This window comes from Undibacterium sp. GW821-FHT11B02, assembly GCF_058808955.1.
This window is the reverse complement of the sequence record NZ_JBXASD010000017.1, coordinates 57,071-80,612: the sequence shown is the minus strand read 5'-3', so window position 1 is coordinate 80,612 and position 23,542 is coordinate 57,071. Positions and strand designations below refer to the sequence as shown.

Below are 23,542 nucleotides of genomic sequence, written 5' to 3'. Positions count from 1 at the left end.
AGGTATCGTCTTCAGCAATCCACTCACTCCCGCATCCACCTTACCATAGCGGGAAAAGCCATTTTCCCTTCCTTCTCAGCCCTTACTGGCCCCAGACTCAAACCCGCCCATTCCAAAAACGGCAAGCCTATATAATTCCCTGACTCGAAGGTCTCGATCAACCAGGACGAATCATCTTTATATCCATCGCCGTGAAACACAAAATCCAGCGGTAAATCCAGTTCACGCGCAACGGCAAATGACCACAGAATGGCAGCAATTTCTTCCCCCTGTGGCGGCCAGTCCTTATCCTGCTCTGCACTACCGATCAAGGCGCGTTGAAATGCAGGCGTGACAGCCAGGTGACCCGCTTCATGTACCATATCACCAGGATATTTCAACCGGCTATAATCCACATAAATGCATCCAGGACCAAGATCAAGGCCAGGTAAAAATGTGGCTTGCAAAAGCTCACGCTCAATCACATCAACACCTATCTGATCCAGGAAATTCAGGACCGCTTGCAACCGTGGTTCATTCCGAACCGCATTGATATTTGCATCTGTATCGACCAAATCCTGCTCCATGATATGTCAGGTTTCACACATGCTTTTGCAGCGCTTTCGCCACCGTGATGCAATGCTCGACTTGTGCGGCAATATTTTCCGGCACAACAATATCCCCCGCCAGTACCGCCCTGATCCAGGCTGCGGTGGTCTCAGCATCTATACTTTCCGGTACCTGCGGCACTTCAGCCAGGGGTTCTTGCTGCACGGGTACCAGTGTCGTCAGTTGCCCCCGATGGAACCAGTCTATCTGCTGCGCACGTCCGGTACTGGCAACTGTCTCACCTTCGGTACCGCGCATCAAAAAGACATCACCTGCATCAACAGGCGCGCAGCGTGAAAAATAGTCTTTCAGCATGATCAGATATTCTGGATGCGTGTAAGAACTCAGGCGCAAGGCTGGTGAAACAAAAGGCTGCAAAATCTTCACCAGCGTATGCGTTGAGTTGCGAACACCAAGGATACGTCGCAGACTAAGTAAATGCGCCATCGCTGGGGACAAGGCATCAACAGGCATGAAGGCAGGCTGCATTTGCTGCATCTGCTCCAGCGCCTGTTCTGCCGTGGCAACCAAAGGTAAACCCAATGCCTGGAATATTTCTGCGGTGGCGATACGACCGGCGTCCGTGCGTACCCCATGCACCAGTACCGGCACCCCGCGTTTTGCCAGCAACAGCGCCAGCAGGGGCGTTAAATTGGCTTTTTTGCGCGCACCGTTATAGGTGGGAATAACTACCGGCGCATAAATACTGTTTGCCGGTGCCTGCATGGGCAACATATATGGTTGTGCCGCCTGCATGAATCCTGAAATTTCTTCTATCGATTCACCCTTGATACGCATGGACAGCAAGATCCCGCCCATTTCCAGATCAGATACCCGACCTGCCAGCATGGCAGAATACAAAGTGGCAGCATCTGCCTGCGTCATGCTGCGCGCGCCATCCTTGCCACGCCCTATTTCCTTGATAAACTTGGCTGCAGCCAGGGGCCCGGCCACTTCTGTGGTGTCGGTAGCGTTAAATGGTAAGAACTTCACACCGTTTTCTCCAAAAGTTTCTGGATGAAACGCCATTCATCCGCCGTAACCGGGGTAATCGACAAACGGCTGCCTTTTTGCAGCACAGTCATGTTTTCCAATTGCGGATAAGTCCTGAGTTCGGCCAGGCTCAGCAAACGGGTTTTAAGTTTGGCCTTGACATCTACCATCATCCAGCGCGGCGTTTCTTGCGTTGCCTTGGGGTCAAAGTATTTGCTGTCCTTTTCAAACTGTGTGTGATCCGGGTAAGCCGTGCTGACCACTTCAGCCAGACCAGCAATACCAGGCTCAGGGCAACTGGAATGATAGAACAGCACACCATCACCGACACGCATGCCATCACGCATGAAATTACGTGCCTGATAATTGCGCACTCCAAACCAGGGGATGCTGGGCAGCGCCAGCACATCATCGATGCTGATCTCATCCGGCTCAGACTTCATTAACCAATAGGCCATGGCAGAATAATTGAAAAATCAAAAGGAAATTGTCGCACATTTCTTAATGATTTTTCATTCAACGTCTTTGGATGCATGGAAATAGCCTGTGGACATTGCGTCACCGGTAACATTCCTCAGACTGGGCCAACTGACTACTTCAGCCCATACAGCCCTTCTTCGATAGAGGCAAATACAACATCCTCTTTGCATTTACCAGTTGATTCTCTTCTCTACATTCGGGGCAATGCGCCCACCCGCAAGCACATGGGTTACGAAAAAAAACGGCTGTCATCAAATGACAGCCGTTCTGGTATAAGTCCCCACCGATGCCGCTATGCCGGCATCCTGAACCTGGCGGTTCAAGTTGGCCACGGTCAGTTCAATTTCGGGTTCATCGGACTAGCGACGCTCACACCAATCGAACAATTTCCACAGCCTATGCACATAAATGGTTCAAGGAATATATGGCATTGGCGAACACGGTAGGGAACTAAAGTGTAACCCCAAACGCCTGTTTTCTGCCAGCTATTTTGATTAAATTAAATAATAATAGATGTGATCAAAATAGTTTTTCTTGTGGAGTCAATGCCTGATCCATGGTCTCGTGCATGTTATGAATTTTTTGCTTGACTTCTGCCAATGACAGACCAGAGAGTGGGCCTTCAGGTGACTTGGTTGCCAGCAGTTCGGTCGTCATGCTCAATGCTGCCATAACAGCGATCCTGTCATTGCCTTTGACCTTGGCCGCATCGCGTATAGCCGACATCTTGCCGTCAAGGTAGGCAGCGGCATCGCGTAATGCCCGGTCTTCACCTTCCTTGCAACTCAGCTTATAGCTTTGTCCCATGATGGTGACATCGACTTGTATCAGTTTGGCTTCGCTCATGCCGCTTCCTTGTCATTCAATATCTCAGCGGGCAATTGGGCCAGCAAAGCAGTAACACGATCATGTGCCTGATGCATGCGTTGTTGCAGATCCGCATTTTGCGCCGTCAGGGAAATCACATCATTCCTCAGCCCCGCGTTTTCACTGCGTAAGGCATGAGCCAGCTCGGCAAGCCGCGCTACTTTTTCTGCAAGCAATTCGAAATCGGAAATCATCATGTCTCGGTAGTAAGGATCTGGAACTCAGCCTTTAATTATACGAGTAAATTTTCCTTCAGAGCAGCTCTCGCATGCTGCCATCGCTCAAAATAAGTGCAGCGTGGACACTTTTATTGAAAAATACCGGATTTAAGGCACTGACGTAGCTCTGTAACTGGTCACGGTAGGCAGTTTCCTCTAAAGCCAATAACTGACGTTTGTAATCCAGCACCCATACCGTATCAGAAAAAACCACTACGCGGTCCAACCGCATCAATTTTTGGTCCACCAATACGTCCATTTCATTGCGTGCATAGTCAAATCTGGCCGGATCATAAAATTTCTGCAACTCTTCATTCGCAAAAATACGCTCTGCCTGCTGGCGTATGGTCTGGGCAACACTGCTGGCACAGGGCAGCCATGCGGCTATCGTCTCTGCTGCTGGCAATACCACTGGCCAGGGCTGACCCGGATTGCTCAGCCGCTCCATCAGGGTATGCAGGGCAATACCTTCGATCTGCTCGTCGCTGACCGTTTCCAGTTCCATATCCGCAACCGGCAGCGTTGGCGGATCAAACACGGCAAGGCCGAATTCTTCGCCAGACGACATGCCTGAAGTCTGTATGTTACCGGCAGGGTTTTTCAGCTCTGCCCCTTCAAGATAGCCGTACCAGCTGGGGCTGCCCTGCTTTTTACCACTGACCACACCACTGATGATCAGCAATTGCCTGGCCCTGGTCATGGCGACGTAGAGCAGATTCCAATTTTCCTGCATGGCCTGACGTTCTTCCTGCAAAAACAACTGGTCACGCGCAGCACCACGCTGGTCTTTCTTGCCAAAGACTGAGAAATGACGTGTCTCCCCCGCCTGCAACGGCCACTGGCACAAAACACCAATCTTGTCTTTCAGCGATTCGCTGTGATTGGTATCGAGCATCACCACGATATTGGCTTCCAGCCCCTTGGCGCTATGTATGGTCAGGATGCGCAAGGCGTCAGCAGCACTGTCGACCGCCGATTCATCCGGCGCATCACTGTCACCAGCACGGCGCAAGGCATGCAGCGCAGCGATAAATTTCGGCAGGCTGGGGTAACGCCCACCATCCAGATTCAATGCAAGTTCAGTAAAACTGTGGATATTGCCTGTCACCTGTGACCGTTGTGCAGCAGGCACACACTGGGCATAGCGTTGCAGCACGTCACCCTGATGCAGAATGCGGTCCAGCAAATCATGGACAGGCAGATAGCAGGACGCTTCCATCCATTGTTGCAGCAAGCTGCTGGCACGCTGCAAACGCGGATTACCGTCGTCTGCATGCCAGTCTTGCAGACGCTTCCACCAGGTTGCCCCCTCTGCCTGCGCGATCAGGATCAGGTCGGTGTCACTGGCACCTATGATGGGGGATTTCAAGACATGCGCCAGCGCCCGGTTATCCCCCGGCGTCATCAAAAAACCCAGCAGGGCGATCAGGTCCAGCACTTCCAGCACTTCCAGCAAACCACCCCGACGACTCGATACAAACGGAATACCAGCTTCACGCAATGCCTTTTCATAGGCGGAAAGATGGGTACGACGTTTGACCAGCAACATCACTTCAGACCATTGAAAACCATCCGTACCCTGCTGCGCGCGCAGCTCCAGCAGGGCTTGGGAAAGCTGACGACCTTCTTCATAGCGTTGCAGATTCTCAGCTTCTTCCAATGGCGTCGTCAGCGAATTGCGCAAAGGGAAACGTCCTTTGGTCACCACCATATCGGCGTCATCAGATGGTGCGTCATCACCAGTTGTCGTATCTACCCCAATCAGCGGCAAGCGCCAGACATCGCCGCTTTGCTCTGACGCCGTGGTCTGCGCCGCAAACAGAGGATTGCCACGCATGCTTTGATTCAACATGCTGACTATTGCCGGCGCATTTCTGCGGGTCTGATTGGTACGCAAGACCCTGGCACCCTGCTTTGCCAGCATATTGCGAGCCGCCGTAAACACCCTCGGTTCGGCCCGCCGAAAGCGATAAATCGATTGCTTGGGGTCGCCCACAATGAATACTGTCGGCCGTGATGCATCATCACCATAGGCATACAACCATGCCTGCACGATATCCCACTGCAAGGGATTGGTATCCTGAAATTCATCCAGCAAGATATGTTTGTAACGCGAATCCAGCCGGCTATGCAGATAGGCGGCATATTCATCACTGCTCAACAAGCGGTAGGCCTGCCATTCCAGATCAGCAAAGTCAAAAACACGTTGATCCGACTTCAAACCCTGATAACAGTCTACATAAGCAGCACCGACTTTGAACAAGGCTTCATTGACCTGCAACACGATTTTTTCGGCACTGCGCTTTTGCAGGGAATTCAACTCATCCATGATAGCCTGGCATTCATCTTCAAATGCCAGCACATGGTCCTGCCCCAAATGTTTGTCGATGGATGCCAGCAATGCCTTGCCTTTGGTATTGTGTGAACGTGCAGAACCACGGCTGTCAAAAAAGCCTGTACACAATAATTCAAACGCGGGCAATGACGGCCCTTCACTTATCCCCTGCTCAATCTTGACGGCATTACCCTGATTCTGTTTCGAACCTTGCCCCAGAATCAGCGCCAGCTTGCTAATGCGGTCATACAGACCTGCATCTTCCCACAGGCTGAGGCGGGCATCGCGGTAAGCATCGGCACCGCATAAATCCTGCAACCATTGCAACGGATCGCCAGCGTCGGGGGACTGGTTCGACGCCCACCATTCGGCCCGCTTGTCCAGAAATGCCTCCAGCATTTCGCGGGTGTTGAAATCGCCAATTTCCTGATACAAAAACAGCAGCGCCTCCCGGATTTCGCTATATTCTTCCTGAGCGATCATCTGCATCAACTGGCCATAGGCTTCGCGCTGTATGTCGCCACTGGCTTCAATCAGACTAAAGCCGTGCGGCACGCCGGATGCCAGTGGTGCCAGTTGCAGCAAACGTCCAAACCAGCTGTGGAAGGTATCCATGGATAAGGATTGTGGGCTGGACAAAACCTTTTCATACAGACTGCGCGCCAGCGGTATCAGTTGCGGCATTTCAGCTTCCTGCACGCCGCGCTCTGCCAGTAATTGACGCACCTGTGCAATATCAGCCAAGGCCAATTCATGCAACAGGCTCATCAGGCGTTCACGCATTTCCTGTGCAGCTTTGCGGGTAAAGGTGATGGCTAGCAGCTCGGCTGGCTCTGTCCCTGCCAGCAGCAGGCGCAACATGCGCGAGACCAGCAACCAGGTCTTGCCACTGCCGGCACAGGCTTCCACCACCACGCTATGGTGCGGGTTGCAGGCTGCTGCGGTGAACTGGGCATGGTTGACCGCAGCACCGTCAATTTCATACGCATGGATGGCTGACATGGCAGATGTGGCAGACGTCATGTCCATCATTACCATGCTCCCTTGCGGCACAAGCCACGCATTTCGCAATACTGGCAAGCCTGCTCTATCCCGTGGGCGGGCAAGGCAGCTCCCTGCTGCAGGGCGGTCATGCTGTTCCTGATCGACTGCGCCAGCTCAGACACCCAGCGTTCAAAATCATCGGCATCGGTCTGCCCGGTTTTACCCTGACTCAGCTCCAGCGCTACATAGCTGGCAGAACTGACCGGCAATTCTGTCAGCAAGCCATAAAATGGTAACTGATGGTCTTCGCCTTCCTTCAAGCGCTTGCGCAAATCATTGACATTTTTGGTCTTGTAATCCAGTACCGCCAGTTCACCACTCTGATGTTGATCGATACGGTCTATGCGCCCTTTCAGAGTCAGGCTGCCGCCCGGCCATTCCAGTGTTTTTTCCGCCTTGATTTCCCCCATATCAAACTGCCAGCCATCGTCTTCACGCACCTGTACCCAGGCGACATAAGCGGGGATCACTTTTTCCCAGCGCACGCTGTAAGCCAGCGCCGCCGGGCTTTTTTGCAGCACGTCAGCAAAAAATTCCGCGGACACTGCTCTTAGCAAGGCTTCCTTGTCCACCATGGTCTGCTCTTGCATGGCGCTTTTCAGTTGTTCATGGAAGCGTTTCAATATCGCATGCAACCAGTCGCCATAATCCCGTTTTTCTGGCATGTCGGACAATTCATCCATGGCACTTAGCCCCAGCATGCGTCCGGCAAAAAACTGATAGGGACAAACGACCAGGCTGGTATAGCCACTGGCAGACAGACTGGTTGGCAACAGTGCGGCGGCGGACGGTGCCGGCATTTGCTGTGGCAAAACCTGCAGGCGCGTGACAGGCAAGACCAGCGGCTGACTATCCAGCACCGCTTGCTGAGTTCTTTCCAGCGTCAGACCCAGCTGTTCCAGCCAGGGACTGACGGGATTATGTTCGCCATTTAAACTGCCTTGCCAGGACAGCACCACATCGGTATTGCTCAATAATAATTCAGCAAAATCGCGCAACTGTTGCTGCTGACGGGATTCGCGGGTTTCCAGCCCGCATTCACGCCGGACGGCATTAGCAAAGAACAACACTTCACTGGCCTGCGAAGGCAAATGCCGGGCATCAGCACCAACCAGCAATACCGCATCGAACGATCGCAGGCGGGCGCCATTCAAAGGCAACATCACCACCCGCTTGTCGGCATGGCTAACCACAAACGGTGTGCTTTCCATTTGCAGGCTCATCAGCGAACGCCATTCTGCAAACGTAAAACCAGCCTTCATGTCTTCACAAGACATCTGCATTTTTTGCAGTAGCTGGATAATCTGTGCACCGGCTGGGTCTGCCTGAAAAGCATTGAACATGGACAGGTCAAAAAAAGACTGCAGGCTGAGCGTGCACCATTCAGGCAGGCTACGACGGCCTGTGAACTGATTCGCCTGCCTGGCAATGGCCCTCAGCCAGCGGCGTGCTGCCACGGTATCCTGGGCAGCATCCAGTGCAGACTGCACCGACTCCCATCCACCCAGGATATTCGCACGCCGCAGCACGCTTTCTATACGCATCACTATGTCAGCCTTGTCGCGGTTTTCCACATCACCATCGGCTAATTCTGTATCTCGTTCACTGTCCTTCCAGATCACGTAAGGTGACTTCAGAAAATCCAGCAAAGCCATGGTATCGGCACGGGTCGCCACCACTTCCAGCCAGGCGGCGATGGCGGCAGCGGCACGGGTGGTTGACAGCTTCCAGCCCGTTTCATCCGCAACCATGATCTGGGCTCGTTCCAGCAGCGCGCGCATGCGGCGTGACACCACCCTGTCTTGCGCCACCACAGCCAGGTTTTGCTTGCCAGCCTGCAGCCAGTTGATGATGGTCTGTGCGCCCTGTACGGCTTCATCCTCCAGCGAAGCGGCACAGCACAGACGTATATGCGAGGTATCCACATATTCCGTCAAAGCCTGCTGATGACTGGGGCCACCGGCATCCTGCAAACCCGGCCAGGCATGGTAATACGGTTGTGGCAGGGTTTCGGCACGCCAGTCCAGCGTGCATTGCATGACCGTCTGGTTTTTTGCCCACGCCTGCAAAAACGCCAGTTCCATCGCATCCGGCGCGGTCGGGCTGATCCACAGTAAAGGTTCGGCTGCCTGCCCGGCCAGTTGCATCAGACGACCATAGCGTTGCAACATGGGGTCATTGCCATCCAATTGCCCCTGCCACACTGACCACACCAGTTGCGACTCTTCCGATAGCATGGCCTGTGCAGGTGCGGGCAACTGCGCCAGTGCAGCCTGCCATTCACGCTCCAGCTTTGCCTTGTTGGCGGTTGTTCTATTGGTGCCGCTGCCCTTGACTGCTAACGGCAACAAGGCTGCAGTCAATTCATCAGAAAGGGTTAACAGGGTCTGCGCCAGTGGCAATAAATCGGTATTGCTGCGTGCACCGAACAATTTCTTCAGCCATGGGTGTTGCCGCAATTCGGCATATAAGCCCATCAAACGCTCACTGGCATCGCTGCCCGTCTGGCCCTGGCTGTCGGGTGCCTGCATTTCGAGCAAGGCAAACAGTGTATGGATGCGCGGTGGAATAAAATTCCCCTGCAAGCTGGCACCCAATGCCCTTAGCAGTAAATTGGCGTGCTGGTAGGTTGGTACTATCACCCGCACGGCAGAATAATCGCGCCCCTGCTCCTTCCCCCAGCCTTCGGCTCTGGCCATGCGCACGAAGGCTTGCGCCAGCCGGGGCCAAAAGTCAGATGATGCAGGAATCAGTTCAGGTGGACGCAGCATAAAGAGAACAGTAATAAGTACGGTAATAAGAACAGTAATAAGCAAAGATGAATTTTGTCTGTAGAGCAAGTATACTATGCGACAGCATAGGCAATTTAGCTACGGGCATCACACTTTATTTAAAAATAGGTTATTATCACCGCATAGCTACCCACGCCCGACTCTTGTTGTAGTCATGCTGATACACTGTTCAACACCATTGAATTCGTGATTATCACCCCCAGATTCAAACCAGAATGCGGCGCTGTCCGATAACACCGACATTCAGTGGCGCTGTTACCCCTTAATTTTTCCCTCTCGTTGAGGATTCCATGAGCGAAAACATCAAATATGTAAGTGATGCTTCATTCGAAGCTGACGTAATCAATTCCAATGTACCAGTGCTGGTCGACTTCTGGGCCGAATGGTGTGGCCCTTGCAAGATGATCGCCCCTATCCTGGAAGAAGTTGCTAAAGAATACAATGGCAAAATCGTGATAGCCAAGATGGACGTTGATGCCAATCAGGCTGTTCCAGCCAAATTTGGCATTCGTGGCATCCCTACCCTGATTCTGTTTAAAAACGGCACTGCTGCAGCGCAAAAAGTTGGCGCGCTGGCAAAAGGGCAATTAATCAATTTCATTGATAGTAATATTTAAGGTATTATCACGGTCTGAAGCAAACGCCGTAAGTAAAAGAACTAAAAGAACTTTACTTACGGTGCTTGCATGTGAAATACCGCTTCGCGGTAATTACCCATTACCGGTTGCGACTAATTCAGACCCGAGTTCAAACTAAAATTTAAATCACGACAGAACTTCTTTCTATCCTGTTTATTCTGTAGTTCCTCCGTTCACTCCCCCACCTCATAATCCCATCCCGGGACACTCACCATGCATCTATCTGAATTAAAGGCCTTACACGTATCCGCTTTGCTGGAGATGGCCATCGGACTCGATATCGATAACGCTGCGCGTATGCGCAAGCAGGAATTGATGTTTGCGATCCTGAAAAAACGTGCAAAAGCCGGCGAACAAATTTTTGGCGACGGCGCCCTCGAAGTATTGCCTGACGGCTTTGGCTTCCTGCGCTCGCCTGATGCCAGCTATATGGCATCTACTGACGATATTTATATTTCTCCTTCGCAAATCCGCCGCTTCAACCTGCACACTGGCGATTCGATAGAAGGTGAAGTACGCACCCCCAAAGATGGTGAGCGCTATTTTGCACTGGTGAAAGTGGACAAGGTCAACGGCGAATCGCCAGAAGCCTCCAAGCACCGCATCCTGTTTGAAAACCTGACGCCGCTGCACCCGAACAAAGTTCTGACACTGGAACGCGAAATGCGCGGCGAAGAAAACACCACCGGCCGCATCATCGACATGATTGCTCCTATCGGTCGTGGCCAGCGCGGTTTGCTGGTGGCATCACCCAAATCCGGTAAATCCGTGATGCTGCAACATGTGGCACACGCGATCACCACCAACCACCCCGACGTTACCCTGATCGTGTTGCTGATTGATGAACGTCCGGAAGAAGTGACAGAAATGCAGCGTTCCGTACGCGGTGAAGTGGTCGCATCGACTTTCGATGAGCCAGCCACCCGTCACGTACAAGTCGCTGAAATGGTGCTGGAAAAAGCCAAGCGCCTGGTAGAAATGAAAAAAGACGTGGTTATCCTGCTCGATTCCATCACCCGTCTGGCACGTGCTTACAATACTGTCATCCCTGCTTCCGGCAAGGTCCTGACCGGTGGTGTGGACGCCAATGCGCTGCAACGTCCAAAACGCTTCTTTGGTGCCGCACGTAATATCGAAGAAGGCGGTTCCCTGACCATCATCGCCACTGCCCTGATCGAAACCGGCAGCCGCATGGATGATGTGATCTATGAAGAATTCAAAGGCACAGGCAATATGGAAGTTCATCTCGAACGCCGCCTTGCTGAAAAACGCGTCTACCCAGCCATCAACCTGAACAAATCCGGCACCCGTCGTGAAGAATTACTGATCAAGCCGGATCAGTTGCAGAAGATCTGGATCTTGCGCAAGTTGCTGTATAGCATGGACGAAATCGAAGCGATGGAATTCATCCTCGACAAGATGAAAGCCACCAAAAACAATGCAGAGTTCTTTGAAATGATGCGCAGAGGCGGATAAGCTTATTGCTTTTTCCGACCTGTTTTTCTGGCTGAAAGCCGTCACTTTGTGACGGCTTTTTTATTATTGATTCATTTGAAATATTAAAATCTATGCTGCTTTAACATGACCGTGCCAAATTGATGATTCAGAAAAGGTATCCACTCACGTTTTACACTTAAATCCTGCTGTACTTGCACTTTCAGCAACCATACAAATCTCTCCATGGGGCTATGCCCGATTTTTGGAAGGAAAAGGCGTACCAGCCAATGTCAGGCTTGAATTTTTAGCAAAACTCGGATTAGTTGTTCGAAAGGCTCAATGGTCAGGTCGGCATCCAGAGGTAGTACAAACAAGTAATTTGCGACTACAGTATTGACGAAATCTACAGACCGATAAGAAATGAGTGATATATCATGTTGCGGCAAAGCAACTTAAAAAATGGACAATATTAAGTAGGAAGTAAAATGTCGGAGACCGAAAAAGATAGAAAAAATTTCCTGATTAAAGCTTTATTTGCCAATGAAGAGAGTGGACACGCTCTTCAATTTGCATCAGGCAAGGCGGACTATTTTGTGGGTTGCATGTTTGAGGATTTAATGGAAGCAGGGATGGGATCTGCAATTGAAAATGTAATAGAAGCAGTTTTTTTGTATCACATGCCGGAACTGAAAAAATTTGTGCTATCTTAAAAAGATCTCGACTATCCTCCACATTCACCTGTTGTTCACGAAGATGCCAAAAAAGAGTCCCTGTTCAGACTCGGAGGTGGTTTTGTACCTCTTTGGGACGGAGTACCTCGAGAGATACTTATTACATCGACTAGGTTTGCATTGGAACGTAGCTGCGGTGCAAGATTTCATGTCGATTATGTAACTCCCGCTTATCAAAGAGTACTAATGAAAACACTTGAACGGCCAAGTGAAGGCTGATCAGATGAATCCATTGGAAATGGTGCAATAAAGTTAATTAAAAGGTGACTCAAATGGCTAATGTGGTTGTGCCCCCCCCGAAAAATGGTGTTATCAATTATTTGAATGCTGTAGATTCAAACGCAAATATGCTGCAAGCTCACCAAAATGATCCGATTACTACGATGACAACTTTTGGATTAAACCATGAAGAGCAAGTCGCCTTATTGTCTGGTGACAGGGTGTTCGTTGCTACGATAGTAGGCATTTCGGCTCAGGCATCGTCTGCACTGGATACTATCGAAATTAATCCATATTCTTGATTAGTGTGGTGGTCAAGTAATGTCGGACACGGTAATAGGAACATATTGAGCCAATTTCCGTTCATTATTGACTGTCACAATCGGAATGCACGATAAATACCGGCTCAGGATGCAGCTGTTCTATTGCCATTTTCAGCGCCTCACCGACCAATCCGGCTGTCATACCTCCATCGCTCAGATCAACCATTTTTCGTGGGTACAAGCTCAGGACAATCGCCAGGTAAACGGATGCGTTGTTGATCTGTGCTCAATGGCTTGACTATAACAGCAAGCTTTTTTATCGCACCATACTGAGCAATCCAGCGCCTTATCACATTGGGTCATACTCTTGTTGACATTCTGGACGCTTGGGCTCTGTTCTTTTATCATTCGCTCCCCAGTTTCAGTTTGATACTGATGAAGAATCATCGTTTTTGGGAGCGTTTTTTTAAGTGAAAGCTAAAAAAAAGACAATTCCCTACTCCCTTTGCTAATCCTGCCATAAAGACCCCGCCCATTTGCCTTCAAGCACTAGTCCACTTGGCGGATAGGCATCGCCTCTGATCGCTTCTACACTTGATCATAATCAGTTTGTCGGAGATCGGTGATGGCAAAATTAAATATGCTTGGCTTACTGGAAAATCATGCGTTATTCCATAATATTTCCGCCATTGAACTAAGCGAATTGCAAAAAGAGGTTGGCAAGGTCAAACTCGATAAAGGCCTGCTTTTATTTCGCAAAGGTGATATCGCTGATCATACCTATATCGTCGTATTCGGCCTGATCAAGCTCAGCATTCCATCCCCACAGGGAAACGACAAAGTTCTGGAATTGATACGTCCTGGCCAAAGCCTGGGTGAGGCCATGATGTTTCTCGATGAACCTTATCCGTTCCATGCTGAAGCCCTGGAAAGCACATTGCTACTTAAGATACCAAGAAGAGCTTTACTGCAGCTACTGGACAGATCCCCTGCAATATCACGTCAGATGATGGCAGGTTTATCTTTTCGCCTGCTCGGGTTCATCCGCAATGTTGAGCGCTATTCCCTGCAGAATGCGTCACAAAGAGTAATCGATTACCTGTTGCAGACATCAGCGATGCAAAGCACAAACGAAGTCCGGCTGGAATTGAAAAAACATCTGGTCGCATCCCTGCTCAACCTGACACCCGAAACATTATCCCGCGTCTTGCACCAACTGAGGGATGAAAATCTGATCCGGGTTTGTGGATCGACGATACATATAGGCTCAGCAGATGCCTTGAAGTCATACCAGCAAAACGTACCTGCAATGCATTGAGTACGTTCACAAAAGCCCTATGACGTGAGCGGGTGCAAGATGCTCCGGTATCGTGCTACCAGCAATAGAAAGAAAATGATGACAACACAAGCACCGACCGACGAGATTGAGATTTCTGAAGAGTTGATACGCCGTTTTGATAAAGCAGGCCCGCGCTACACCTCGTATCCAACTGCAGACCGTTTCAATGACAGTTTTAACGAACAAAGCTATATCCACTATCTAGAAGAACGCAAGGCAGGCAATGGCAATCCACTGCTGTCGCTGTATTTGCACCTGCCGTTCTGTGAGTCGCTCTGCTATTTTTGTGCATGTAATAAAATTATCACCAAAGACCATAGCAGGACAACGGAATATCTGCGTTATCTGGAAAAAGAAATCAAACTTGTCGCCGCCAGAATTGGTCCCGACCGTATGACCGGACAATTGCATCTGGGTGGTGGAACCCCGACTTTTTTCAGTGGCGATGAATTACGCCAATTGATGGGCATCATACGCAAACACTTCCAGTTCACAGACGATGCTGAACTGGGGGTCGAAATTGATCCCCGCACTGTCAAGCCCGCCACCCTGGCATTGCTGGCAGAATTGGGGTTTAACCGTAACAGTTTTGGCGTGCAGGATTTTGACCCCGCAGTACAGCAGGCGGTGAACCGGATACAACCGTTCGAAATGGTAGAGGCGGCGATTACTGAAAGCCGGAAAACCCATTTCAAATCGGTCAATGCAGATCTCATTTACGGCTTGCCCAAGCAAAACCTGGCAAGTTTTGAACGTACTCTGGATAGCCTGATCGCTTTGGCACCGGACCGGATTGCACTCTATAACTATGCCCATCTCCCCAGCCGCTTCAAGGCGCAACGACAAATCATTGCAAGTGACTTGCCATCGGCAGAAGATCGCTTGCAAATTTTTATGATGTCAACGCGACGCTTGCTTGATGCTGGCTACGTATATATAGGCCTGGATCATTTCGCCAAACCGGATGATGAATTAAACAAGGCACAGCTGGACCAAAGTTTACATAGGAACTTCCAGGGTTATACAACCCGTGCTGATTGTGATCTGATTGGTTTTGGTGTATCAGCGATCAGCAAAGTCGGCAATTCGTATTGCCAGTCCGTGCGGACTATCAAGGAATATTATCACCTGCTCGATCAAAACCACCTGCCAGTAGAAAGGGGCATAGATGTGGATAAAGATGATCTGTTGCGTCGTGAGATCATCATGCGGTTGATGTGCAGCATGCCACTGCATATTGCAGATATTGAGCAAAGCCATCAGATTGAATTCCCTGCCTATTTCGCTGAAGAAATTACCCAATTACGCCAATATGAAGAGGTTGGTTTCCTGACCATGACACCTGCGACTATCAGTGTGACACCCAAGGGTCGCTTATTCGTCCGTGCCATTGCCATGGTATTCGACAAGTACCTTAAAAAAGTGACGACTGCGACTTACTCCAAACTGATTTAAGGAATTACCACCTGCTTACTGCATTGCAGTTTTAAGCAGTACAATCGTCACCAGAAAAGAAGTATTGGTGACGGCCAGTACTGCATGTTGTAAATCGGCGGCAAGATACAATAGATCGCCGGCCCGCATGGTTTTGTTTCCTGCTTCCAATGTGATCTGCAGATTACCAGACAGACATTGTATGGTGATGGGGCCATTAACTTGATGTGAAGGCAAACTCTTTCCGGCTGCCAAATTCATACGTATAACTTCAAGATTCACATCCTTAAACAAGGCGTGGGCGGGTATCGTCAAGAATTGCTCATCAGGCGCAATCAAATTGGTCACTTCCCCTGAACGTAAATGTGGTGTGGCCATTTCATTTCTCCTCGTATTGCAATCAGGCACCGGGGCGTTGACTGTACAGGGATCAGCTTACATCATTGAAAGAAGGCTGATTCAAGGCTGTTGCTATCAACAGCATCCAACATCGATCAGCCTCTTCAACTCAATTTATGTTGTCACATGAAAATCAATAATTACTTCCCCTGGCTCATTGGACACATAAGCCATTTTTACACCAGCGCCATAATGATGCTCAATTTGTGCCAGCAGCGGCAAGGGGTTATGGTCATTACAAAAACGCATGGTTTCCCCCGGCTTTAATGCAGACAAGGCACCAAAGATTGCCGCATGGCGAAAACGCTTGGCAACACCACGCGCATCAAATTCATAGACACCTTCGGCGACAACAGGAATGGAACAATCGTGAGCCATGGTAGGACTCCTTTTCAATATAGATCAAATTAATAAAAAATAAAGGGAGGGCCATTTCTGCCCTCCCAAGAATGAACGACTAAGCTTTGTTAGATGCTTTGGCGTAGGCAATATCGGCAAGGCCGGTTTGTGTACGTTTCTTGCCAGTCAGCAGACGCAATGCAAATACAGCCAGGCAAACGATACCAATCGAGAATACGATGTCACCAGGAACCCGCATCCAGACCAGGGTTTCCATGAAATGCGAATGGATAAGCTCTGGTGAACGTGCATACCACATGCCTTTGGTGATGCTTGCCACAGTCTGATAAATACCTGCTGGTACCAGCGATATAAACACCATCATTGCCAGCCCTATATTAAGGAGCCAGAACATCGCTTGCAATAACTTGTCTGACCAGGCTGCACGATCAGACAAACCTCGTAAGCAGAACAGCAACAGCCCAATTCCAAGCATGCCATAGACGCCAAACAGCGCAGCGTGACCATGTGCAGCAGTCATATTCAAACCTTGCATGTAATACAGGGCGATCGGCGTATTTATGGAAAAGCCAAGCAAACCTGCACCAACGGTATTCCAGAACCCTACCGCGATAAAGCACAATATTGACCACTTGTACGCTTGCACCCAGGGTGCGGCTTTCGAGCGTTGATAGTTGCGGAAAGCTTCAACACCTATCATCGCCAGTGGTACCACCTCCAGCGCAGAGAACATGGCACCAATCGCGATAACAAAAGTTGGTGTGCCTGTGAAATAAAGGTGATGCAATGTCCCCAGAATGCCGCCGAACAGGAAAACAATCGTTTCCAGAATAATCGCACTATTCGCCGTTGCTGCACGTATCAAACCAAGGCGGGTAAACAACAAGGCGATGACGGCTGTGGCGAACACTTCAAAGAAGCCCTCTACCCACAGATGCACCAACCACCAACGCCAGTACTCAATCATCGAATAATGCGTGTGTGGTCCCCAGGTCAAGGATGTAGCATAGAAAGCACCTATACACATCGCTGCCAGAAATACCATCGCAATCAATCCACGGCTCTCAGATGGTTTCTTCAATGCGGGCAATAAACCACGCCCCAACAAGGTCACCCAAAACAACAAGCCGATGAACAAAAGTATTTGCCAGATACGGCCCATACTGGTGTATTCCAGGCCCTGATTACCTATCCAGAAACTGAATTCGTTGCCTTCGTGTTGCAGACTACCCAGCCAGCCAAACGCAGTAGAACCGACAACGATAAAGAGCAAGGCATAAAACAGAACATTCACACCAAGCTTTTGAAATTTCGGCTCATGACCTGAAATTGCAGGCGCTATATACAGGCCAGTCGCCAACCAGGCAGTGGCAATCCATAACACAGCAAATTGGGTATGTATCGTGCGACTGACTGTGAACGGTAATATCTCCGCTAGTGGGAAACCAAAGAAACTATGTCCTTCAACAGCATAATGGGCAGTAATCACACCCATGCCTACCTGTGCCAGAATCAGGCCAATGACAACATAAAAGTACTTCCTGGTTGCCAGCATGGATGGCGTTGGTTTCAGGTCAAATAGCGGATCAGCTTTGGGTGGCACTGGGTCACCCTCTTCCTTATGGATGGAATGATAAAAAATCATGCCCGCAATAGCAGCGATCATCAGTATGACACTGGCAACAGACCAAATACCTGCACCGGCAGTCGGCGTATTATCTACCAGCGGCTCATGTGGCCAATTGCTGGTATAACTCAGATCTGCAGCACCCGGCCTGTCAGTAGCCGCAGCCCATGCGGACCAAAAAAAGAATGCAGGCAGTGCTTGCAAATCCTTAGGCTCAGGCAAAGTTCCGCGATTCATCGCATATTGCTCACGCAATTTTTCCAATGAAGGATCGTTACCGAACAGGGCAATATAATGCTGGGCGACCTGCTGGATTGCCTTTGCACGTTCTGGACTGACAGTAATCGCATCGGTAGCGGAATTATAAGTATTGCGCCGCATTTCCTCCTTCAATCGCGCTTTCAACTCTGCCTGACGTCCCACGCTAAGTTGCTCATACGATGTCTGCGATTCTTTTTGTGCCCATATTTCCAGTAAAGCCAGCGATTCGCGATGCAGCCAATCGGCAGACCAGTCTGGAGCGACATAGCTGCCGTGCCCCCATACCGTACCCAATTGCTGCCCACCAGCAGACAGCCATGATTCCTGGCCGCGCTGAACCTGCCCTTCTGAAAATAAGACAGTACCTTCGACACTGACGACTTGTTTGGGGATAGGCGGCGCAGTCAGATAAATTTCTGTACCTACCCAGCCCAAAACGGCAAAAGATAAGACGCAGATGACAGCGAGCCAAGTCCAGAGTTTACGCGTGGCATGCATGGCGTGTTTCCTTATTGGTGAATTGAAAGAATTTGCTGAATCAGGAAATCATTTCATTTGTGATGAAGCCCGAATAAAACATTCCTGATGTCATTGAAGGTTCATTTTATATATAGGTTTTTAAAGATACAAACAAAATGAATGTTTAATTCCAATCCCTTGATAAAGATCAATCCCACGTCGTAATTCAAGAAAACCTTATAAACATCTATACTATATGTATCTTAATAGATCATTGCGATGTCAAGCTTGTGTTTTACCCACCTTATCAGGAGCAATTGCCTTGATATTGCTGCAGCTTTTCAACGACAAAACGCAGTGCCCTTTGAGCATGCTTTCTCAAGTAATAATTTGAATTTGGAATCAAAATGAGATTAACCGCATTTACCGACTATACATTGCGCACCCTGATTTATCTGGCACAACATAACGATAGACTGGTCACCATCCAGGAAATTGCTGAGCTGCACAATATTTCAAAGAGCCATTTGACCAAGGTTGTCCATCAATTGGGAATCTCAAGCAAAGTAGAAACCATACGTGGTCGCCATGGCGGTTTGAAACTGAATCTGCCCCCCGAAAAAATCAATATAGGGGATGTGGTACGAAATACTGAATCTGATTTTTATATGGCCGAGTGTTTTGACCGCAACAGCAATACTTGCACCTATGCTGGCGCATGCATTTTAAAAGGTGTGCTAAGTAAAGCAACCGCATCCTATCTTTCAGTACTTGATGCGGTAACGCTGGCTGATCTGGTCTCACAAAAAAGTAATATCGGCAAAATGCTGATTTATCCTGCAAATAAAGAAAAACGAAAATAGAGCGCTAAGCGACGAAATTAGCGCTCACCAGATTTTCAGTGAGTCCCCTCACTTGCAGTTGTTGAATCCTTGATCGATTTGAACTGAGACGAATGCTTTGAATGGTTTGCTGTCGGTGTTCCATCGGCTCCCAATGAAAAGGTAATGACATGGCCATTCCTTGTCTTGTAAGATGCCGTTTTTGCCTCCGAGATATCAAGATTTTTCCAGTCACCAGGACTTGCATCAGAGCTGCGCTGCAACATTCCTTCGGGGCTTAGCCTGAAATAATGGGTGGTGTTTTCGTATTGGGTAGTGAAACGCCAAGGAGAGCCGTTCACCAGTTTCTCAGCCAGTCCCCCACTTGCTACAGCCATTTTCTGCGAATCCTCAGACTGGTCCGTGGCATATGCAGGGATAACAAAGACAAGAAATGAAGCGTACGCGAAATTCTTTAATTTCATTAATTTCTCCATGAGTTGAGTGCAGTAGATGAGCCTTGACCTATATGACAAAGCCAAACTCCCTTATCAACCCGCAGGCACCTTTTAGTCTTGACATCACTATGTCTTACAACCAGAAAACATAGTCAAAGAACGCCGTCGGGCTGAAGTTAGTCCGCAGACTAAAATGACCATTTTTGTCAATAAGAGGCTGTTGCGAAATTAACCTGGCGTTGTTGCGTCGCCTTGTTATGCCGAAGTATTGTCTGCGGCGACGGTACCTGGCCGGGGACGCAGCCTTATCTTAATTCGCAACAACCTCTAAGTTACAGAATAAACCTATCCAGGTTCAAACACAAACGGCTCAAAACAAAAAAGACTTTACATAAAAATCTATTTGCAAAACGCGCCTCATCACAGGCGGTCCGATCACCCGGAACTCATAAATTGGACTGTCAATAGTCGTGCCGCTGAAAACAAACCCAGGGTAATCCGGCGTAAGTTATGTCCCCTTCGTTCGCACTCACGTCTGTTTATGAAACGAGCACTGAGAAAGTGATCACTTTCAGGGAATACTGCTGGCTTCTTATTACAAATCAAGGATTTTTGAGAAATACACCAGTATTGTGAGTATCGACGATATTTTCTTGCCGCAAGTTTCCGATTTTCACAAAAAAAGGTGCTCATATGAAACACATGTTCAGAGGATTCTCTGCTTCCGTAGCCTCACGGATATTATTCGCGTCCTTATTCCTGGCCTTGTCAGCCCACGCAGCAGAGACTAAAGCCAGCAAAAGCTCCAGTGATTTTGGTCCACCACAGGGACAACCCATCCATGCCGTACTAACCAGCCCACCCAATGTGCCGCCACCTATACACCGTAGCTATCCGGCGAAAGTCATTGTTGAACTGGAAGTCGTGGAAAAGGAAATGGCCATTTCTGAAGGTGTGAAGTACATGTTCTGGACCTTTGGTGGCACTGTTCCTGGTAGTTTCATCCGTGTGCGCCAGGGTGACACCGTAGAATTTCACTTAAAAAATCACCCCAGTAGCAAAATGCCGCATAACATCGACTTGCACGGCGTAACCGGCCCTGGCGGTGGTGCAGCATCCAGTTTCACTGCACCGGGCCATGAATCACAATTCACATTTAAAGCACTCAATGAAGGTATCTACGTCTATCACTGTGCAACTGCGCCAGTCGGCATGCATGTTGCCAACGGGATGTATGGCCTGATCCTGGTTGAACCGCCACAAGGCTTGACACCGGTAGACCATGAATACTATGTCATGCAAGGTGATTTCTACACTACAGGAAAATACCGTGAAAAAGGCTTCCAGCCTTTCGACATGGAAAAAGCCATTGATGAAAAACCTACCTATGTCTTGTTCAACGGTGCAGAAGGCTCCATGACAGGTGACAAGGCATTGACCGCAAAGACAGATGAAAAAATTCGCCTGTTTGTTGGTAATGGTGGCCCTAACCTGGTATCCAGTTTCCACGTAATTGGCGCTATCTTCGATAAAGTACGTTTTGAGGGCGGCAGTAACTTCCAAAAAAATGTACAAACCACGCTCATTCCCGCTGGTGGTGCTGCTGTGGTTGAATACCAGACCAAAGTACCAGGCAGCTATGTGCTGGTTGATCATTCGATTTTCCGTGCCTTCAATAAAGGTGCGCTGGCCATCATGAAAGTGGATGGTCCTGCCAAGAAAGATATCTATTCCGGTAAAGAACTGGATTCAGTCTATCTGGGTGATCGTGCACAAGCCAATCTGGCGGCAGTCAGTACAGCAACAAAAGCTGCTGAAAGCGGTACGTTGACAGTACAGGATCAAGTTAATGCAGGCGGGCAATTGTTCGCAGGTACTTGTTCTGTCTGTCACCAGGCAAACGGCGCTGGTCTGCCCGGTGTGTTCCCGCCCCTGGCACAGTCCGACTATCTGAATGCTGATCCACAAAGGGCCGTCGGCGTGCTGTTACGTGGGCTGACTGGCAAGGTCAGCGTCAATGGAAAAGAGTTTGACTCTGTCATGCCTGCCATGAATCAATTGAATGACGATGAAGTCGCCAATATCCTGACATATGTATTGAACAGCTGGGGTAACAAAGGTGGGCATGTGCAAGCCAGCGAAGTCAAGGCGGAACGCGCCAAGGCCGTGCAGGTGAAAGCAGCGGCACATTAATCACATAATCAATACGATCAACTGAGCGATACATTCATGGCGAATTGGTGCAGGTGCGAAAGCAAATCAAAATACAGGCTGGTTTTGTTGAGTGCAATTTTTTTGCTCTTTTCACCTGCCACCAATGCCGCTGCTTCTGTCAGTGATTATGTTGCAGATTATGTTGCTATTCCCGGTGGTCGGCTCGCCAGCGTATTGTCAGGGCCAGACGTTAAAGACAAGGCAAAGGTCATGCCCTTCTCAATGCGTGTCAGTCCCGTCACCAACGGTGAATACCAGCAATTTCTGCAAACACACCCCGAATGGCAGAGAGATCAGGTTCCTTCCATTTTTGCTGATGCCAGCTACCTGCACTCATGGGCATCGCCAAGTGAAACAGGTGATGCGCACAAATTGACACAGGCAGTCACCAGTGTCAGCTGGCATGCGGCGCAAGCCTATTGCGAGTCTGAAAATGCGCGTTTGCCCAACTGGTATGAATGGGAACTGGTCGCCGCAGCAGATGAGCAGCACGCCGATGCCCGTAGTGATCCTGCATGGCGTGCACACATACTTTCCTGGTATGCGGAATCGTCAAATCAGTCGTCAACCAAAATCAGCCACGCCCCCAATTATTATGGTGTCAAAGATATACACGGCGTGATATGGGAATGGGTCAGCGACTTTAATGCCTTGCTGATCAGCCCTGACAGCCGTACTCAGGGTGATCCGGACAAATTGCAGTTCTGTGGCGCAGGTGCCATCAGCCTGCAAAACAAAGAAAACTATGCCATCTTGATGCGGGTCGCATTGCTGTCATCGCTGACTGGTGCAAGCACCACCGACAATCTTGGATTCCGGTGCGCCCGGGATGCAGTGGAAGAAAGAAAATGAAAATGAAGTTACCGTTGAACGTAAGACTGACTGCATGCAGAACAATTGCTGCCGCATCCCTCCTCTTCCTGAGTACGCTTACTACGTATGCAAATGCCACCGAGCCACCAAAACCCGCTAAGCAAGCACAGATTCTTCCGGGTGATTCGGTTTACCAATTACCGATCACACTTGAAAATCAGCAGGGCAATAAGTTCAAGCTGGCAAGCCAGGCAGGGAATATTGTGATTACGAGCATGTTCTATAACTCATGTGAGTATGTATGCCCCATGCTGATAGACACCGTCAGAATGCTGGAGAAAAAACTGGATGAGGAAGAAAAATCCCATCTATCCATCTTGCTGGTAACACTCGATCCAGCCAGGGATGATGTCGCCACATTGCAATCCATTGCAAAAGCCCGTGAGCTGGACAAACAGCGCTGGGTACTGGCACGCACTAACGAAAAATCTGTCCGTCAATTGGCTGCTGTATTAAATATCCAGTATCGTAAAATGGAGAGCGGTGAATTTAACCATACCAGTGCCCTGATTTTACTGGATAAAGATGGCCGCATTCTTGCACGTAGTGGTACCTTGGGAACAGTTGACGATGAATTTTTGAAGACTATCAAATTGGCCCTCAAAAACCTCGATGTAAATTCTACCCGTTAAATTCCCCTCTGATACAAAGTAAAAAGCCGGACCTGATTAAGGTCCGGCTTTTTTATATTG

The 23,542-nt window shown here is 49.4% G+C and carries 21 protein-coding genes and 1 other RNA gene; 10 read left to right on the top strand and 12 right to left on the bottom strand.

Translation table 11 applies throughout. The features are described 5' to 3' along the window. Positions 1–23: 23 nt before the first annotated feature. The 8 genes from AC1RVX_RS27050 to AC1RVX_RS27015 all read right to left on the bottom strand — a co-directional run bounded on the left by AC1RVX_RS27050 (position 24) and on the right by AC1RVX_RS27015 (position 9,296). A complete protein-coding gene (locus AC1RVX_RS27050; protein ID WP_493219691.1) occupies positions 24–566 on the bottom strand; it encodes a hypothetical protein in 543 nt (180 codons plus the stop codon). Between the two features lie 13 nt (positions 567–579). Then, positions 580–1,581 carry a DNA-binding protein YbiB gene (gene ybiB, locus AC1RVX_RS27045; RefSeq protein WP_493219690.1) on the bottom strand — a complete coding sequence of 334 codons (1,002 nt, stop codon included), beginning with the start codon at positions 1,579–1,581 and terminating at the stop codon, positions 580–582. Then, positions 1,578–2,039: an EVE domain-containing protein gene (locus AC1RVX_RS27040; protein ID WP_493219689.1), complete on the bottom strand. Its 462-nt coding sequence runs from the start codon at positions 2,037–2,039 to the stop codon at positions 1,578–1,580. Before AC1RVX_RS27040 ends, ybiB begins: the two co-directional genes overlap by 4 nt. A gap of 295 nt (positions 2,040–2,334) precedes the next feature. Next, positions 2,335–2,513: non-coding RNA, 6S RNA (ssrS, locus tag AC1RVX_RS27035), on the bottom strand. A gap of 67 nt (positions 2,514–2,580) precedes the next feature. After that, positions 2,581–2,892 (bottom strand): cell division protein ZapA, encoded by a 312-nt coding sequence (locus AC1RVX_RS27030; RefSeq protein WP_493219711.1) that lies wholly within the window; start codon positions 2,890–2,892, stop codon positions 2,581–2,583. 11 nt (positions 2,893–2,903) lie between these two features. Then, a complete protein-coding gene (locus AC1RVX_RS27025; RefSeq protein WP_493219688.1) occupies positions 2,904–3,125 on the bottom strand; it encodes a DUF904 domain-containing protein in 222 nt (73 codons plus the stop codon). A gap of 55 nt (positions 3,126–3,180) precedes the next feature. Next, entirely contained in the window at positions 3,181–6,513 is a 3,333-nt protein-coding gene (locus tag AC1RVX_RS27020; protein ID WP_493219687.1) for a UvrD-helicase domain-containing protein, read from the bottom strand. Further along, entirely contained in the window at positions 6,513–9,296 is a 2,784-nt protein-coding gene (locus AC1RVX_RS27015; protein ID WP_493219686.1) for a PD-(D/E)XK nuclease family protein, read from the bottom strand. The genes AC1RVX_RS27020 and AC1RVX_RS27015 overlap by 1 nt, the downstream gene beginning before the upstream one ends. Positions 9,297–9,607: 311 nt before the next feature. Here AC1RVX_RS27015 and trxA point away from each other — a divergent pair, with 311 nt between their 5' ends. From trxA to hemN, 6 genes are all read left to right on the top strand, one after another. Further along, positions 9,608–9,934 (top strand): thioredoxin TrxA, encoded by a 327-nt coding sequence (gene trxA / locus AC1RVX_RS27010; protein ID WP_493219685.1) that lies wholly within the window; start codon positions 9,608–9,610, stop codon positions 9,932–9,934. 234 nt (positions 9,935–10,168) lie between these two features. Then, entirely contained in the window at positions 10,169–11,431 is a 1,263-nt protein-coding gene (gene rho, locus AC1RVX_RS27005) for a transcription termination factor Rho (RefSeq protein WP_493219684.1), read from the top strand. A gap of 446 nt (positions 11,432–11,877) precedes the next feature. After that, positions 11,878–12,102, top strand: coding sequence for a hypothetical protein (locus AC1RVX_RS27000; RefSeq protein WP_493219683.1), 225 nt, complete (start codon positions 11,878–11,880; stop codon positions 12,100–12,102). A 293-nt stretch (positions 12,103–12,395) separates the two neighbouring features. Then, positions 12,396–12,644 (top strand): hypothetical protein, encoded by a 249-nt coding sequence (locus AC1RVX_RS26995; RefSeq protein ID WP_493219682.1) that lies wholly within the window; start codon positions 12,396–12,398, stop codon positions 12,642–12,644. A gap of 586 nt (positions 12,645–13,230) precedes the next feature. Further along, on the top strand, positions 13,231–13,923 hold the full coding sequence (locus AC1RVX_RS26990) for a Crp/Fnr family transcriptional regulator (protein ID WP_493219681.1): 693 nt from the start codon (positions 13,231–13,233) through the stop codon (positions 13,921–13,923). A gap of 75 nt (positions 13,924–13,998) precedes the next feature. After that, a complete protein-coding gene (gene hemN, locus AC1RVX_RS26985; RefSeq protein ID WP_493219680.1) occupies positions 13,999–15,399 on the top strand; it encodes an oxygen-independent coproporphyrinogen III oxidase in 1,401 nt (466 codons plus the stop codon). Between the two features lie 15 nt (positions 15,400–15,414). On the opposite strand, the gene AC1RVX_RS26980 is transcribed toward hemN, so the two are convergent. From AC1RVX_RS26980 to AC1RVX_RS26970, 3 genes are all read right to left on the bottom strand, one after another. Then, complete coding sequence (locus tag AC1RVX_RS26980) at positions 15,415–15,756, bottom strand: cupin domain-containing protein (protein WP_493219679.1); 342 nt, start codon at positions 15,754–15,756, stop codon at positions 15,415–15,417. Between the two features lie 135 nt (positions 15,757–15,891). Further along, positions 15,892–16,155, bottom strand: a complete 264-nt coding sequence (locus tag AC1RVX_RS26975) for a DUF2249 domain-containing protein (protein WP_493219678.1) — start codon at positions 16,153–16,155, stop codon at positions 15,892–15,894. 79 nt (positions 16,156–16,234) lie between these two features. Beyond that, positions 16,235–18,523 carry a nitric-oxide reductase large subunit gene (locus AC1RVX_RS26970; RefSeq protein ID WP_493219677.1) on the bottom strand — a complete coding sequence of 763 codons (2,289 nt, stop codon included), beginning with the start codon at positions 18,521–18,523 and terminating at the stop codon, positions 16,235–16,237. A gap of 368 nt (positions 18,524–18,891) precedes the next feature. Between AC1RVX_RS26970 and AC1RVX_RS26965 the strand changes: the two genes are divergently transcribed. Then, entirely contained in the window at positions 18,892–19,347 is a 456-nt protein-coding gene (locus tag AC1RVX_RS26965; protein ID WP_493219676.1) for an RrF2 family transcriptional regulator, read from the top strand. Positions 19,348–19,382: 35 nt separating this feature from the next. On the opposite strand, the gene AC1RVX_RS26960 is transcribed toward AC1RVX_RS26965, so the two are convergent. After that, positions 19,383–19,790, bottom strand: coding sequence for a hypothetical protein (locus AC1RVX_RS26960; protein ID WP_493219675.1), 408 nt, complete (start codon positions 19,788–19,790; stop codon positions 19,383–19,385). A gap of 675 nt (positions 19,791–20,465) precedes the next feature. Between AC1RVX_RS26960 and nirK the strand changes: the two genes are divergently transcribed. From nirK to AC1RVX_RS26945, 3 genes are all read left to right on the top strand, one after another. Beyond that, the gene (gene nirK / locus AC1RVX_RS26955; protein WP_493219710.1) at positions 20,466–21,956 is read left to right on the top strand and encodes a copper-containing nitrite reductase; all 1,491 of its coding nucleotides are present in this window, start codon (positions 20,466–20,468) and stop codon (positions 21,954–21,956) included. Positions 21,957–22,058: 102 nt separating this feature from the next. Next, on the top strand, positions 22,059–22,829 hold the full coding sequence (locus tag AC1RVX_RS26950; RefSeq protein WP_493219674.1) for a formylglycine-generating enzyme family protein: 771 nt from the start codon (positions 22,059–22,061) through the stop codon (positions 22,827–22,829). Continuing rightward, a complete protein-coding gene (locus tag AC1RVX_RS26945; RefSeq protein ID WP_493219673.1) occupies positions 22,826–23,482 on the top strand; it encodes an SCO family protein in 657 nt (218 codons plus the stop codon). The genes AC1RVX_RS26950 and AC1RVX_RS26945 overlap by 4 nt, the downstream gene beginning before the upstream one ends. The last annotated feature ends 60 nt before the right edge of the window (positions 23,483–23,542 follow it).